At 54.0% G+C, this 14,988-nt stretch carries 12 protein-coding genes; 10 read left to right on the top strand and 2 right to left on the bottom strand.

Annotation, left to right across the window (positions count from 1 at the left end):
* Positions 1-30: 30 nt before the first annotated feature.
* Positions 31-1,206 carry a M20 family metallopeptidase gene (locus D3P07_RS22460; protein ID WP_119802484.1) on the bottom strand — a complete coding sequence of 392 codons (1,176 nt, stop codon included), beginning with the start codon at positions 1,204-1,206 and terminating at the stop codon, positions 31-33.
* A gap of 200 nt (positions 1,207-1,406) precedes the next feature.
* Between D3P07_RS22460 and D3P07_RS22465 the strand changes: the two genes are divergently transcribed.
* The 3 genes from D3P07_RS22465 (at position 1,407) to phoU (ending at position 4,276) form a co-directional block, all read left to right on the top strand.
* On the top strand, positions 1,407-2,654 hold the full coding sequence (locus D3P07_RS22465) for a methyl-accepting chemotaxis protein (protein ID WP_119802485.1): 1,248 nt from the start codon (positions 1,407-1,409) through the stop codon (positions 2,652-2,654).
* Between the two features lie 119 nt (positions 2,655-2,773).
* Positions 2,774-3,571, top strand: a complete 798-nt coding sequence (gene pstB / locus D3P07_RS22470) for a phosphate ABC transporter ATP-binding protein PstB (protein WP_119802486.1) — start codon at positions 2,774-2,776, stop codon at positions 3,569-3,571.
* A 45-nt stretch (positions 3,572-3,616) separates the two neighbouring features.
* Positions 3,617-4,276, top strand: a complete 660-nt coding sequence (phoU, locus tag D3P07_RS22475; RefSeq protein ID WP_119802681.1) for a phosphate signaling complex protein PhoU — start codon at positions 3,617-3,619, stop codon at positions 4,274-4,276.
* Between the two features lie 304 nt (positions 4,277-4,580).
* Here the strand turns inward: phoU and D3P07_RS22480 are convergent, their stop codons facing one another.
* A complete protein-coding gene (locus D3P07_RS22480; RefSeq protein WP_119802487.1) occupies positions 4,581-5,477 on the bottom strand; it encodes a LysR family transcriptional regulator in 897 nt (298 codons plus the stop codon).
* Positions 5,478-5,647: 170 nt separating this feature from the next.
* Here D3P07_RS22480 and D3P07_RS22485 point away from each other — a divergent pair, with 170 nt between their 5' ends.
* The 7 genes from D3P07_RS22485 (at position 5,648) to polA (ending at position 14,986) form a co-directional block, all read left to right on the top strand.
* Positions 5,648-6,604: a phosphate ABC transporter substrate-binding protein gene (locus D3P07_RS22485; protein ID WP_119802488.1), complete on the top strand. Its 957-nt coding sequence runs from the start codon at positions 5,648-5,650 to the stop codon at positions 6,602-6,604.
* A 76-nt stretch (positions 6,605-6,680) separates the two neighbouring features.
* Positions 6,681-7,589: a phosphate ABC transporter permease subunit PstC gene (gene pstC / locus D3P07_RS22490; RefSeq protein ID WP_119802489.1), complete on the top strand. Its 909-nt coding sequence runs from the start codon at positions 6,681-6,683 to the stop codon at positions 7,587-7,589.
* Complete coding sequence (pstA, locus tag D3P07_RS22495) at positions 7,589-8,476, top strand: phosphate ABC transporter permease PstA (protein ID WP_119802683.1); 888 nt, start codon at positions 7,589-7,591, stop codon at positions 8,474-8,476. Before pstC ends, pstA begins: the two co-directional genes overlap by 1 nt.
* A 12-nt stretch (positions 8,477-8,488) precedes the next feature.
* A complete protein-coding gene (pstB, locus tag D3P07_RS22500) occupies positions 8,489-9,247 on the top strand; it encodes a phosphate ABC transporter ATP-binding protein PstB (protein WP_119802490.1) in 759 nt (252 codons plus the stop codon).
* Positions 9,248-9,488: 241 nt separating this feature from the next.
* Entirely contained in the window at positions 9,489-11,006 is a 1,518-nt protein-coding gene (locus D3P07_RS22505) for a diguanylate cyclase domain-containing protein (RefSeq protein ID WP_182914462.1), read from the top strand.
* Positions 10,990-12,192 carry an EAL domain-containing protein gene (locus D3P07_RS22510; protein ID WP_147384559.1) on the top strand — a complete coding sequence of 401 codons (1,203 nt, stop codon included), beginning with the start codon at positions 10,990-10,992 and terminating at the stop codon, positions 12,190-12,192. Before D3P07_RS22505 ends, D3P07_RS22510 begins: the two co-directional genes overlap by 17 nt.
* Before the next feature lie 115 nt (positions 12,193-12,307).
* Positions 12,308-14,986 carry a DNA polymerase I gene (gene polA, locus D3P07_RS22515; RefSeq protein ID WP_119802493.1) on the top strand — a complete coding sequence of 893 codons (2,679 nt, stop codon included), beginning with the start codon at positions 12,308-12,310 and terminating at the stop codon, positions 14,984-14,986.
* Positions 14,987-14,988 lie beyond the last annotated feature (2 nt).

Below are 14,988 nucleotides of genomic sequence, written 5' to 3' on the forward strand. Positions count from 1 at the left end.
CTAATAGGTGTTCGTCGTCCAGGATCGCTGTCACTTGGAGGTCTGTGCGTGAAATTCCGCTCGAATGCGCTCTAGCAGCTCTGAGCTTGCCGCTACGTCATAAGCGGTGCCCGCCAGCATCTTCGCGCCGAAGATCATGCCGTCCAGCGCACGCTCGGTCATGGCGGCATCGCGGAACGCTTCTGTATGAAGCAGATATCGCTCGTCTACGACCTTTACGTACGGGTGGATGGCCGGACAACGGACAGATACATTGCCGAGATCCAGCGAGCCGTTGTCTTTGCCGGATTCGATCTCCTCTGGAGCAAGGCCGGCTTCGATGAGATTCGCATTGAATTGACTCGACAGCGTCTCGTTCGTCAGCAGCTCGTCATAAGAGAATTCATAGTTGCTCATCTTAAGCGTTGTTCCCGTTGCAAGTGCCGCCGCTTCGGCTATACGTCTGACTTTAGCTGTCAGTTCATTCGTATAGTTGCGGTTGGCCGACCGTACATAGAACTTGGCCGAAGCGTAGTCCGGAATAATGTTCGGAGCCTTCCCGCCATTGTCGATAATGCCGTGGATGCGCGCATGGCTTCGAGTCTGCTGGCGAAGCGCATTCACATTGTGGAACAGCGACAGCACGGCGTCCAGCGCGTTCACGCCCTCATATGGGCTTGCTGCGGCGTGAGCGGCTACGCCTGTAAATTCGAACTGGATGGCGTCGAGCGCAAGCGATTCACCGGAACGCTCGTAGGAATGGTAGGGATGCGCCATCAGGGCGATGTCGCAATCGTCGAACAATCCCGCCTCAGCCATCGGAACCTTGGCGCCTTTCGTTTCTTCTGCCGGCGTTCCGTATACCCGAATTTTGCCGCCTAGCTCGTCGATGACGGATTTCAGGCCTACAGCTGCAATCATGCTCATGGAGCAGATCAGATGATGCCCGCAGGCATGGCCAATCTCGGGCAAGGCGTCATATTCGCACAGAAATGCGATGGTCGGCCCCTGCTTGCCGGAATCGTATTCGCCGACAAAGGCGGTCGGGATGCCCAGCGTTCCTCGCTCAACCTTGAAGCCTTGCCGCTCCAGTTCCTCGCTTAATAAGCCGGAGGCAAATACCTCCTCATGCCCCAGCTCCGGACGGCTGCCGATCGCACGAGAAATGGCGCGGAATGTATCCGCGTGCTGCTCTATCGTTTCCATTACGGTTTGTTTGGTCGTCATCATGTTTCCTCCATTGGTCGCGTCTTTCCTTGAAGCCTATTTCCTCGATACCTAGTTTATCATACTGCCTAAGGATTCGATATGCCGCAGATATTTCGGAAAAGTAAGACATTTAACATTGCGTTTACATCGCCATTAAACCGGGATGATGCTAAGGTCCTATAGTGTAGCCAGAGAAGATAGGACAGGAGAGTGAATCCATGACAATCGAATTACTGGATCAACGAGCTGAGGGTGCTGGCGCTACTGCGGCTGAAGCCAAGAAAACATCCACCCCTATCGAAAAGACCGAAACTATGAAGGCTCCGAAAAAGATCCGTTCGGCAAACGCGTCAGGTGCTGCGACTATGCCAGCGGCAATGCCTGAGGTTCGGCTGGATGCTTTCCTTCATGAAGCGCCAACCGCCAGTGAGGAGAACTCATGCAGAGAGGTAATGGGCATCTTCAAGCAGCATCCTGCTACGGAATGTGTGGTGATAAGCGGCAGGGACGGATCGGTAAAGGGTCTCATGATGAGGAACCGCTTTTTCTTGAAGCTTGGTAGCCGTTACAGTGCGGATTTGTATTATGAGAAATCGATTGTCGTCCTGATGGATTCCTCTCCGTTAGTCGTGGAGGCGGACAGCGCGCCTCAGCATATTATCGATCAGGCGCTAAGCCGCGATGAGAGCGTATTGTATGATTGCGTAATTGTAGCGAGAAACGGACGGTTCGCCGGTATTGTGACTGTGGGACATTTGCTCGGCTTATCCAGAAAGCTGCAGGAGCAGTCGGTCCAAAGCCAGCTTCGGACGATCGAATCCGTTGAGCAGCGGATGAAGGACATACAAGCCGCCATTCAAAGCGTACGCCAGTCGACGGCGCAAGGCGAGACGTTGTCCGCGGATATGGTGGATTTGACATTAAGCGGCAAGACCGCGCTGGACAGCGTGACGCATACATTCGGAAGCATGGCGGACGCCTCGCGGCTGCAAGAGCAGAAGATGAAGGAGCTGCAGGAGGAAGCCGGCTCGATCAGCAAAGTATCGGCGCTCATTAAGGAGCTGGCGGATCAGAGCAATCTACTGGCGCTGAACGCATCGATTGAAGCGGCAAGAGCGGGGGAGCATGGCCGGGGCTTCGCGGTGGTCGCCGGGGAAGTGATGAATCTGGCCAATCAGACGAAGAAATCGGCGCTTGAAATTACGACGTTGACCAAGGCGATCTTGAGCGCGATTGGCCATACAGCGAGCCTGGCCCAGGCGGGGCGAAATGAAACAGTAAGCAGCGAGCTGCAAGTGAAGGCAGCGGAAGGAGCCTTCGGTTCCTTATTCCAGGTTGCGGCGAGAAACCGGGACAGCGCGAAGCAGATTGAATTTTTGACAGAGCAGGCTTACCGTCAGGCAGAACAGGCATCGCAGGAGCTGGATCAATTGCGGAAGTCGACATTTAACACTACGTTAACATAACGGAAACACGCGATTTACATTGCGAAAGTATGATAGAGAGCGAACTAGAATCGCTTTTTACACATAATAGCTGTTTACGATAAAGCTAGCTTGCATCTGATGTGCCAGCTGCTTCGCATATGCCCCGGCATCTTGCGAATCGACCGAAGGGGGATTACGGCTTGAAAACATTAATTGACATCAATCGCCTCAACTTATACTATACCCAGTTCCATGCGCTGAAGGACGTCTCGCTTACGATACCGGAGAAAGCCATTACGGCATTCATCGGTCCGTCCGGCTGCGGGAAATCGACGCTGCTCCGTACGCTGAACCGGATGAATGACATGATTCCGGGTACACGCATCGAAGGCGAGCTGCTTATTAATGGAGAGGATATCTACTCGTCCGAGGTGGAAGTGGAGACGTTGAGAAGAAAGATCGGCATGGTGTTCCAGCAGCCTAATCCGTTTCCGAAATCGATCTATGACAACGTTGCATACGGACCTCGGCTGCACGGCAAGCATAGCAAAAAAGAACTGGATGAGATCGTAGAGACAAGCTTGAAGTCGGCCGCGCTCTGGAACGAGGTTAAAGACAATTTGAAGCGGTCCGCGCTTGGTCTGTCAGGCGGCCAGCAGCAGCGCTTGTGCATTGCGAGAGCCATAGCAGTGAATCCCGATATTCTGCTGATGGATGAAGCGACCTCGGCGCTTGACCCGATCTCGACGCTGAAGATCGAGGAGCTGGCGCAGGAGTTGAAGGACAAATATACGATTGTGATGGTGACGCACAATATGCATCAGGCGGCCAGGGTATCGCATCAAACGGTATTTTTCTTAAATGGCGAGGTCGTGGAATATGCAGAGACGGAGAAGCTGTTCTCGAACCCGACAGACCAGCGCACCGAGGACTACATTACGGGACGGTTCGGCTAAGCGAACAACCATCAACGGACGATTGGGGAGGCAGACACGAATATGATGACGATGAGAAAAGAATTCGACCAAGGGCTGGAGAAGCTTCATCAACTGATTATCGAGATGGGGAGCTTCGTAGAGAGCGCTCTTGCGGATTCGATGGAAGCGCTGAAGACGATCGACGTAGCGCGCGCGAAGGAAATGATTGCGAATGATCCAACGCTTAATCAAATGGAGGATCAAATTATGGAGATCGGCTCCAAGCTGATCGCCACCCAGCAGCCGGTAGCCAAGGACTTGCGCCGCATTCTGGCTGCATTCCGCATCGCGAGCGACCTTGAGCGCATGGGCGACCTGGCAGTGGACGTTGCCAAAGTCGTGCTCAGGCTGGAAGGCCAAGAGCTGATTAAGCCGCTGATCGATCTGCCTCGCATGGCCGAGATCGTACAGCAAATGACATACGAATCGATCCAGTCCTTCGTTCAAGAGAATGTGGATCTCGCTTATAAAATGTCGAAGGACGATGACCAGGTAGATGCGCTGTACGGTCAAATCACGCGCGAGCTGTACTCGCTCATGATGGAGAACCCGCGCAACATTACGCAGTCCTCGCTGCTCAGCTTTGTTGGACGTTACCTGGAGCGTTTCGGCGATCATGCGACGAACATCGGCGAAAGCGTCGTTTACCTCGTAACCGGGTCGCGGCCCGATCTGAATGTGTAATCTGTCAATCCGAACTGAATAAAAGTTAGATGATAAGATGGCGGTGCAAGGAATGGATTCCTTCACTGCCATTTTTCATTTGACGCAAGTCCCGAAGCCGGATATCCGGCTTCTTTCTTGTATGATGGTCAAGGAAGACGGAATGAATCAGAAAAGCAAGCTATGAGCCGAATGAAGAAAAGGCCCTCCGGGCCGGTATCGCCTGCAGGCAGCGCAGGGGAGAGCCCAAAACTAGTATGAAATGAATAAATGTTTCAAATTTCCAAGTTGTGATAGGTTGCGAGAGAGCCATGTAAAATGGCAATTACGATGCAGAATCCGGTGACAACAAGCGCGTAATAGATGCAATCAATTCCTGATCCCAGTAGTGACGGGACCAGCTCGCAACCAGTTTCCAGGACGGAACATCGCCCCATAGCGGCAATATGGCGTATCGGCCATCGCGGGGAACCAGACATTCGGGCAGCAGAGCGAGCGACTCGGCATCGGCAAGATGATTCAGGATAAGCTCGACACTGCCGTAAGAGATGCCGGTATGGAAGTAGTGGTTTTCGCTTTGGCTCCATTGCGCGATGCATTGCTGTACTGAGACGTCTATCAGTTCGACCGTTTCTGCCTTGTCGCTCAGCATGTCCGAGGACAAGACGCCGCCCCCGGCCTCCATCAGTGGATGCGTGCTTGCGCCGACAAGTTTCAAGGCCGCGCTGCTTATTGCTTGGTGGCGGTAATTGCCGCCATCCCCATGGATGCGATCTTCTCCGCATAAAACAAGGTCCACCGTTCCTTGCTCCAGCTTATCGAACAGCTCCTCGCGCTCATGAACGGATACGGAAATATTAGCGATTTCGCGCAGCGGCTGAAGCTGCCGCAAAGCCGAGGAATAAGCCATATACGCGGCGGCGCTGTTGCTGCAGCCGATGACGAAGCGTTTGCGCTTGCTTTCATGCATGACAGACAGACGCGTCATGGCTTCGTCGTACAACGCTGTAATCTGCAAAGCATAGTTCAGCAGCATCTTGCCGCTTGGCGTAAGGAGCACTTTGCCGGTACGGGATTCGAACAGCTTGACGCCCCATTCCTCCTCCATTTTTTTCATATGAAAGCTAATGGTAGGCTGCTTGAGCTCCAATGCATTGGCTACGGCAGTGATCTGTTTGTACCGATCTATGTAGACGATTAACTTCATTTTTAACAAACTCATAAGCGGCCTCCGAGATCATTGATTTTATCAATATTATAATCGAAATCATAGAAGGATTCTATCATATTTAATTGTTAATTTTACAAACAGAAAACATTAGGATAATAGCGCCGCTCTACAATAAGTCTTGTAAACAAAATCAAACAGGTAGTGAGAGGGGAAACTAGGAAATGAAGAAGACGGTCATGTTGATTATGGCAATGGTATTGACATTCACACTGGCAGCATGCGGACAAAACACCAACAATGGAGGAAATGCAAGCACGCCTCCAGCGACAAATAACGCAGGCAACGCATCCACTGAGCCATCCAATGAACCTACTCCTGAGACCAAATTGGAAGGTTCGATCCTAGCAACAGGCTCCTCGGCTCTTCAGCCTCTGGTAGACCAAGCATCGAAAGCATTCATGGATGCGAACAGCGGCGTAACGATCCAAGTACAAGGCGGCGGCAGCGGTACAGGCCTGACGCAAGTATCCGAAGGTCAAGCAGATATCGGCAACTCCGACGTGTATGCAGAAGAGAAGCTTGACGCTGACAAATCTGCAGAACTGGTTGACCATCAAGTAGCTGTAGTTGCAATGGCAGCTGTTGTTAACCCTAAAGTGAACGTGGATACACTGACAAAACAACAATTAATTGATATCTTCACTGGCAAAGTAACGAACTGGAAAGAGCTTGGCGGCGATGACCAAAAAATCGTAATCGTAAACCGTCCAGCAAGCTCCGGTACTCGCGCTACTTTTGAAAAATATGCACTTGGCACGAAAACAGACGACCTGCAAGGCTCCATCCAAGAGGATTCCTCCGGTACGGTTCGTAAAATTATCGGCGAAACACCAGGCGCTATCGGATATCTTGCCCTGTCTTACCTGGATGATTCCATCAAGACGATTGCTTATGAAGGCGTAGCGGCTAACGAAGAGAACGTAGCGAACGGCACGTATCCGGTATGGGCTTACGAGCACATGTACACGAAAGGCGAGCCTAGCGCAGTAGTGAAAGCTTTCCTTGACTACATGATGACGGACGAAGTTCAAGACGGCGCAGTCGTTGAGCTTGGCTACATCCCTGCGAAAAACATGCAAGTTGTACGCGACATCGAAGGCAACATCACAAAAAAATAAAGATAGCTTCCCATCCTAAGCACGAAAGAGGCGGACAACCGATCTGCCTCTTTCAAGCTCTGTAGAGGAGATTCATATGGCCCAGACTACTACCGATAAAAAAATATCAGCCAACAATCATTTTGCAGAAGAATGGGTCGGGCGCATCTATACGACCCTTTGCGTATTGGTTCTCGTGACAACGATTGTCGCGATGGTTTACTTTGTAGCTTCCAGAGGTCTCAGCACCTTTTTTAAAAATGATGTAAATGTGCTTGATCTGTTAACCGGGCTGAAATGGAGTCCAGAGGGTGAGCCGCCTCTGTTCGGTGCTTTGCCGTTCATCTTCGGTTCCTTCAGCACGTCGATGCTTGCCGCGCTGATTGCGGCGCCGCTCAGCTTCTGCGCAGCGGTATTCATGATTGAGATCACACCTCGATTCGGGCGCAAATACTTGCAGCCCGTCATTGAATTGCTTGCGGGCATTCCATCCGTTGTATACGGCTTTATCGGACTTAGCGTTATTGTTCCCTTCTTCAGGGATGTATTCCCGGGTCAGGGTGTCGGCATCGCTGCAGGTGCTCTAGTCCTGTCCATAATGATTCTACCAACGATGACTACAGTTGCTACGGATGCCCTAGCATCGCTGCCTTCCGGCCTCAAGGAAGGTTCATATGCGCTTGGCGCTACCCGTTGGCAAACGATATATCGGGTTGTGCTGCCGACGACGCTGCCTTCGCTTATGACGGGCGTCGTGCTTGGCCTGGCTAGAGCGTTCGGCGAGGCGCTTGCCGTACAGATGGTTATCGGCAATGCGCCGTTCATCCCGCGCAGCCTGTTCGAATCCGCTTCAACGCTGACAAGCGCCATTACGCTCAGCATGGGCAATACGGTCAGCGGTTCAGCGCATAACAATGCACTCTGGTCCTTGGCGCTTATCTTGATGGTCATGACCTTTGTCTTCGTCTTTATCGTACGCTGGCTGGAAAAGAGGTCGAAATTATGATGAAACCCAAAACAGTTGACAAGATTGCCACAGGCGTCATTATCGGCGTTGCGGGCTTGATCGTGCTTGTGCTTGCCGGCTTGCTCGGCTTTATCATGGTGCGCGGTCTTGGGCACTTGAGCTTTGACTTTCTCACGTCGCCTCCAGAGTCGATTCGTGCGGGCGGTGGCATCGGTCCCCAATTATTCAACTCGCTGTTCCTGCTTGTATTGACGATGATCATCACAGTGCCGCTTGGTATCGGCGCTGGCATCTATATGAGCGAATATGCCAAAGCGAACAAAATGACGGACTTTATCCGGCTCGTCGTGGAAGTATTGTCTTCCTTCCCTTCGATCGTCGTTGGTTTGTTCGGTCTTCTCATGCTGGTTAACTACTTCGGGCTCGGCTTCTCGTTGTTCGCAGGCGCCCTGGCGCTGACGATCTTCAACCTGCCGCTGATGGTGCGGATTACGGAGCAGGGGCTGAAGAGCGTGCCGCGCGAGCAGAAGGAAGCGGCGCTGGCCCTCGGTCTCACCAAGTGGAAGACGATTACGTCGATCATGCTGCCGATCGCGCTGCCGATTATCGTATCCGGCACGATCCTTGCGGCTGGCCGCGTCTTCGGCGAAGCGGCTGCGCTGCTCTTCACGGCAGGCATGAGCTCGCCGCGTCTTGACTTCTCGGACTGGAACCCGCTTAGCCCGGTGTCGCCGCTGAATCCGTTCCGCCCTGCCGAGACGCTTGCCGTTCATATCTGGAAGATCAATTCCGAAGGCCTTGCTCCCGATGCGACGGAGATCGCCGCAGGCGCATCCGCTGTACTTGTCATTACCGTGCTTCTGTTCAACCTTCTGGCAAGGTGGCTTGGCCGATTCATGTACCGCAAGTTTACCGCTATGAAATAGGAGGCACAGCATATGACTGAAAAAGGAATATCCGTCAAGGATTTGAGCGTATATTACGGCGACAACAAAGCCGTTAAGAATGTAACGATAGACTTCAACAATAAAGACGTCACGGCACTGATCGGGCCGTCCGGCTGCGGGAAGTCGACCTTCCTGCGTACGCTGAACCGGATGAATGATCTTATTCCGAACGCGCGGATGACGGGCGAGATCTGGATTGGCGATGAGGATATCAACCATCCGAAGACGGATGTCGTCCTGCTCCGCCGCCGGATCGGCATGGTCTGGCAGCGCCCCAATCCATTCCACAAATCGATCTATGAGAATATCGCCTTCGGTCCGCGCTATCATGGCTTGAAGAACAAGAGCCAACTGGATGACCTCGTTGAGGAGTCCTTGCGTAAGGCGGCTCTGTGGGAGGAGACGAAGGACAGACTGCACTCCTCCGCGCTCAAGCTGTCGGGCGGACAGCAGCAGCGTCTGTGCATCGCGCGTTCCATCGCGGTGAAGCCGGATATTATCCTGATGGATGAGCCGGCTTCAGCGCTCGACCCGGTATCTACCTCCAAGGTGGAGGAGCTGATCTCCGAGCTCAAGCAGGATTACTGCATTGTCATCGTGACGCACAACATGCACCAAGCGGCGCGCGTATCCTCCAAGACCGCCTTCTTCCTCTCTGGCGAGCTGGTGGAGTATGACAATACGGAGACGATGTTCACGAATCCGGTGAAAAAGGAAACAAGCGATTACATCTCAGGGCGATTCGGTTAAGTAATTCGGTAGTGGGCCATTTATTTTCAAGGCAATTTCCAGTCGGCGGCAAGCCGGCGGGGAGTTGTCTTTTTTTGGGCTTCGCGAAAGGTGCCGGACCGATGTCTAGGAGAAAAGTCGCGGTTTTTTGTGCAATTTTACGCGGCCCTAACAATTGTATAGATCAATGTTCACACTTGATCGTTATGGTAGGAGTAAGGATTCATTACGATTTATCATTTCTGGCATCGAGGGGATTCGCATGGGCGAGATCGGCTTGGGTTTGCTGCATCAAGGGATGATACAGTCCATTCGGAAGCAATGGGCCGCGGGATGCGGCGTAGCTGTCCTTTATTTGCAGGGGAGCCCTGGATATGGGGACTTGGACGCCATCATCATGGGGAACTGGCAGGGCGAGGAGAGACGGGTGTTCTGGAGACAGCGGCTGGAGCATGAATATTATTTCTTGCTGCGGCTTCGTCCTGGTGAGCAATGGAGCTCGCATGCGGCCGGACGATGGACAAGCTTGCTGCGCAAGCGGATAGCTGAGGCCGCGATGCAGAAGGGAAGCGAGGCGCCCGCTGAGGGCACCGGAATAGGGATCGGTCTCTGTCTTGCCCTGCCTGCTCAGGATGTGATGGCGGAGACCTCCGTCTACCGCGCTATGTTGGCGGCAAAGGAGCTGTCGGCTTCTGAAAGTGGCCATGAGAAGGGCAGGGGTGATGTCCATGCGGGGGCGTCTTTAGGAGCAGCTGCACGGAAAGGAGCTGCTAGTCTTGTAAGGCCAGGCGTACAGACCATCGGGACGCTTGCGGCTCCCATTACGGCTATAGCTTCCTATGCTCATGTTTCTGAAGCATCGTATGTGTTCGATACCGATGCGCATGTGCCCGGGATTGTCGTGGTGAGAGATGGCGAGCCGGTAGGCCTGCTCATGCGGGAGAAGCTGCATCAGATGCTTGCCGGTCAATATGGACTTCCTCTGTACTGGAACCGGTCTGTCGAGCGCATTATGGATAATCAACCGCTTATAGTGGATGAGAGCATGCCGGTGGAGCGAGTCTCACAGCTCGCGATGGAGAGAAGTGATTTCCGGTTATATGATGTGGTGATCATTACGAAGAATGGTCAATTGAAGGGAGCGGCTTCCGTCAGAGCGATTCTGGAGTGTATGACAGCACTTCGGACTGAAGAGGCACGATCGGCTAATCCGCTTACGGGCTTGCCGGGCAACAGCGGCATTCAGTCGGAGCTTGCCAGCCGAATCAGCGGGAAGAGAGCTTTTGCCATGGTATATGCGGATATGGATTTTTTCAAATGGTTTAATGATTGCTTTGGCTTCGGGCTTGGCGATGAGTTGATCCGGTATCTGGCCGACCTGATGAGGGGCGTGTTCGGCAAGATAGGCGGTTCGGAAACGTTCATTGGACATATTGGCGGGGACGACTTTATTGCCCTGAGTAATCCCGCTCAAACCGAGGTGGCTTGCCGCGAGCTGATCGGCTTGTTCGATCAAGGCGTGCGCCAGTTCTATGGCGGTGAAGAAGTAACGGCGGTAACGGACCGCAGCGGCCATTTGATCGAGCAAGCGGGTGTATCGCTGTCGTTGTCGGTGCTCGTATGGGATGGGCAGGCGCCGGTGAGCCCGGCCATGATCTCGCAGCAAGCCGCAAGGCTGAAGAAAAGGGCCAAGTCGATGAGAGGCAGTATATGCATGATCGGGCATCTAACGGAACAGCAGCATAGAGAGGATACAATCGACGGTGAACATACAGAATGAGACTGGGGCAATAATGAGATCAGCTATTCCAGATGGCTCTGAATATGCAGGTTTGATCTATCTGTCGTGGCAACGATCCGATGATGGCGCAGACAAAGATGCGGCTGCTCGCCTGCGAGTGCAGTGGAGGACGATTGCTGAGCAAGAGATGCCGGCCATAATGCGCGATAGGGCGCTGAAGCTGGAGTGGTGCTGGCAAAATGATGATTTGTTCCTTAGAGCGTGGCTTCAGGGGATGGAGCGGGGATGGTGGGAGAGCCTGCTGGAGCAAGCCGCCCATGCAGCCGGCTGTCAGCTGGAACAATTCATGCGGGTGGAGCAGGGCGGCCCCAGCCAGTTGAATATTGGAGTTGCTGTGCTGGATTGCCGCGGCGCGCAAGGCGATGGAGGGTCGATCTGGTATGAGGCTGCCAAGCGTGCGATTCTGCAAAGCCAGCGTGAAGGCGATGTGAAGCGGCATGCCCGGCGCAGAGCTCTGCGCAGCATATTGTCGGAGAAGGCGATCTATCCCGTCTATCAGCCGATTGTCGCGCTAGGCGAGGGAGCGGGCATATTCGGCTATGAGGCCTTGACCCGGCTTCACGATAACAGCGTGTTCAGCGGTCCTTTGGAGCTGTTCCGCTTCGCTGGCGAAGAGGGCTCCGTCTATTCGCTTGACCGGATCGCACGGGAGCATGCGATCGACGGATGCCTGAAGCTTGCCCCGAATCAAAAGCTGTTTATTAATGTGATGGCGCAGATTATGGAGGACCCTTTCTTCTTGCCGGGACGTACGCTCAGCTTCCTGGAGCGCCATCATCTGCAGCCGAATCAGGTCGTATTCGAGATTACAGAACGAAGCTCTATCGAAGATTACCCGGCTGTCAAGAAGGCGCTGCAGCATTACCGCAATCAAGGCTATCAGATCGCCATTGACGATGTAGGAGCGGGCTATTCCTCCTTGCAGTCGATTGTGGAGCTGCGGCCCGACTACTTGAAAATTGACCGTTCCATCATCCAGCATATTCATCAAGACGACGTGAAGGCGCATATTCTGCATACGCTGCAAGAGGTAGGGGCGAAGCTCGGCGTGCCGCTTATTGCCGAAGGCATCGAGAAGGAAGAGGAGCTTGCGGCACTGACCCGAATGGGCATCCCTTACGCGCAGGGCTACCATCTGGGCAAGCCGGGTCCATTCCCGGCATAAAAGCAGGGCTTTTTCCAGGCAAGTCGGGGTGACGATGCTTGGGAAGAGCCCATTTTGTGGTATGATAGGAAAATAGGATGTTTAGCTTTGGAGAAACGGGGTGCTTCTACTTTTTATGGATAAATGGATGTTGATTGACGGGAATAGTATTGCATATCGCGCGTTCTTCGCTATGCCGCCACTAACGAATTCGGCAGGCCAGCATACGAACGCGATTTTTGGCTTTACGACGATGCTGCTGAAGCTGCTGGAGGAGCATAAGCCGACGCATGTGCTGGTCGCATTCGACGCAGGCAAGGTGACGTTCCGTCATGAGGGCTATAGCGAGTACAAGGGCGGACGGCAGAAGACGCCGCCTGAGCTGTCGGAGCAGTTCCCGGTATTGAAGGATCTGATTACTTCCTTCGGGATCGCGCAGTTCGAGCTGAACGGCTATGAGGCCGATGATATTATCGGCACGCTGACGAAGCAGGCGGATGAGCAAGGCGTCAAGACGGTAGTGGTAACTGGGGACAAAGATATGCTGCAGCTGTCCTCGGAAGGGGTAACGGTCGCGGTCACCCGCAAGGGCGTCAGCGAGGTGGAGCTGTATACGCCTGAGTCGATCCAAGAGAAGTACGGACTCGTGCCGCTGCAGATCATTGATCTGAAGGGGCTGATGGGCGATACGTCCGATAACATCCCCGGTGTGCCGGGCGTAGGCGAGAAGACGGCGCTTAAGCTGCTTCATGAATATGCTTCGGTAGAGAATGTGCTTGGCAATCTTGACAAGCTGAAAGGCAAGCTGAAGGAAAATCTGGAGAATCATCAGGATGACGCCATGATGAGCAAAAAGCTGGCGACGATCTATCGTGAGGTTCCGCTCGAGCGGGAGACGGACGAGCTGCGCTGGAGCGGCTATGACAACGCGAAGCTGGGCGAGGCATTCCGCAAGCTGGAGTTCAAGTCGCTGCTGGAGAAGCTGCAGCTAAGCTCTGACAGTGGAGCGACGGAGTCCGAGGCAAAGGCGGCGATCGCGGAGCTGAACATTACGGTTGTGGATGAGGGCGACTCCGGCGAGCTGGAGCGGCTGACGAAAGCGCTGCTGGCATCGGACAAGCAGGGCCTCTACATCGAAGCAGTCGGCGAAAACCCGCATCACGCAGAGCTGCTTGGCCTATCCATAGCAACAGAGGATGAGGTGTTCGTTCTCTCTATGGAAGCGGTCAAGGGAGAGGGAGCAGAGGGCTTCCGCGAATGGCTGGCTGACGAAGGCAAGCCGAAGTACGGCTTCGATACACATAAGGCAGAGCTGGCGCTGCGCTGGAACGGTCTAGCGCTTGGCGGGGCGGCATTCGACGTCCAGCTCGCCGCGTACCTGCTCGATCCGACAGACAGCGCGCTGTCTCTGAGCGCGATCCATGACCGCCAAGGACTGAGCGGTGTGCCGTCGGACGAATCCGTCTACGGCAAAGGCGCCAAGTTCAAGGTGCCGGACGCCGAGACGCTTCACCGCCATCTGGCGCTGAAGGCGGACGCGGTCAGAAGACTGCTGCCGATTATGACCGAAGAGCTGAAGAATAGAGGCATGAGCAAGCTGTACTTTGACCTGGAGCATCCGCTATCCCGTGTGCTTGCCGGCATGGAGCACCAAGGCATCAAGGTGGAGAAGAGCGTGCTGGAGGAGCTGGGCAAGGATCTGGAATCACAGCTCTCCCGCATTATGAGTGAGATCTACACGCTTGCGGGCACGGAGTTCAATATCAACTCGCCGAAGCAGCTGGGCGAGATCCTGTTCGAAAAGCTGAATCTGCCCTCGAAGAAGAAAACGAAGACAGGAGGCTACTCGACCGATGCGGAAATATTAGAGGAGCTTGCTCCATACCATGATATCATTCCGCTGATCCTGCATTTCCGCCAGCTCTCGAAGCTGCAATCCACATACGTGGAAGGCTTGCTGAAGGAGGTTCGCGAGGAGACGGGCAAGGTGCACACGTATTACCGCCAGACAATCGCGGCAACAGGCCGCTTAAGCAGCCAATTCCCGAACCTGCAGAACATTCCGATCAGGCTGGAGGAAGGCCGTCAAATCCGCAAGGCATTCGTGCCTTCTGAGCCGGGCTGGACGATTCTGGCAGCCGACTACTCGCAGATCGAGCTGCGTGTACTTGCTCATATTTCCGATGACGAGAACTTGAAGGAAGCGTTCATCCACGACATGGACATTCATACGAAAACAGCGATGGACGTATTCGGCGTAACGGCTGAACAAGTGGACAGCAATATGCGCCGCTCCGCCAAGGCCGTCAACTTCGGCATCGTATACGGCATCAGCGACTTTGGCTTGTCTCAGAATCTGGGCATTACACGCAAGGATGCGGCACAGTTTATCGAGCAGTATTTCAGCGTATTCAAGGGTGTGCGCAATTATATGGACAATATCAAAGCCCAGGCGAAGCGCGACGGCTATGTGACGACGCTGCTGGACCGCCGCCGCTACTTGCCGGAGATCAAGGCGTCGAACTTCAATCTACGTTCGTTCGCTGAGCGGACGGCGATGAATACACCAATCCAAGGCACGGCTGCCGATATTATCAAGCTGGCGATGGTGCAGATGGATGAAGCGCTTCGCGAGCGCGGCCTTAAGAGCCGCATGCTGCTTCAAGTGCATGACGAATTGGTATTCGAGGTTCCGCCGGATGAGCTGGAGCTGATGAAGACGCTGCTGCCTGAGGTGATGTCAGGCGCGCTTGAGCTGGTTGTGCCGCTGAAGGCGGATGTCAGCTTCGGAGATAATTGGTACGAGGCGAAGTAGGG

It is taken from the genome of Paenibacillus sp. 1011MAR3C5, assembly GCF_003591485.1.
In the GTDB taxonomy this organism is placed as follows: domain Bacteria; phylum Bacillota; class Bacilli; order Paenibacillales; family Paenibacillaceae; genus Pristimantibacillus.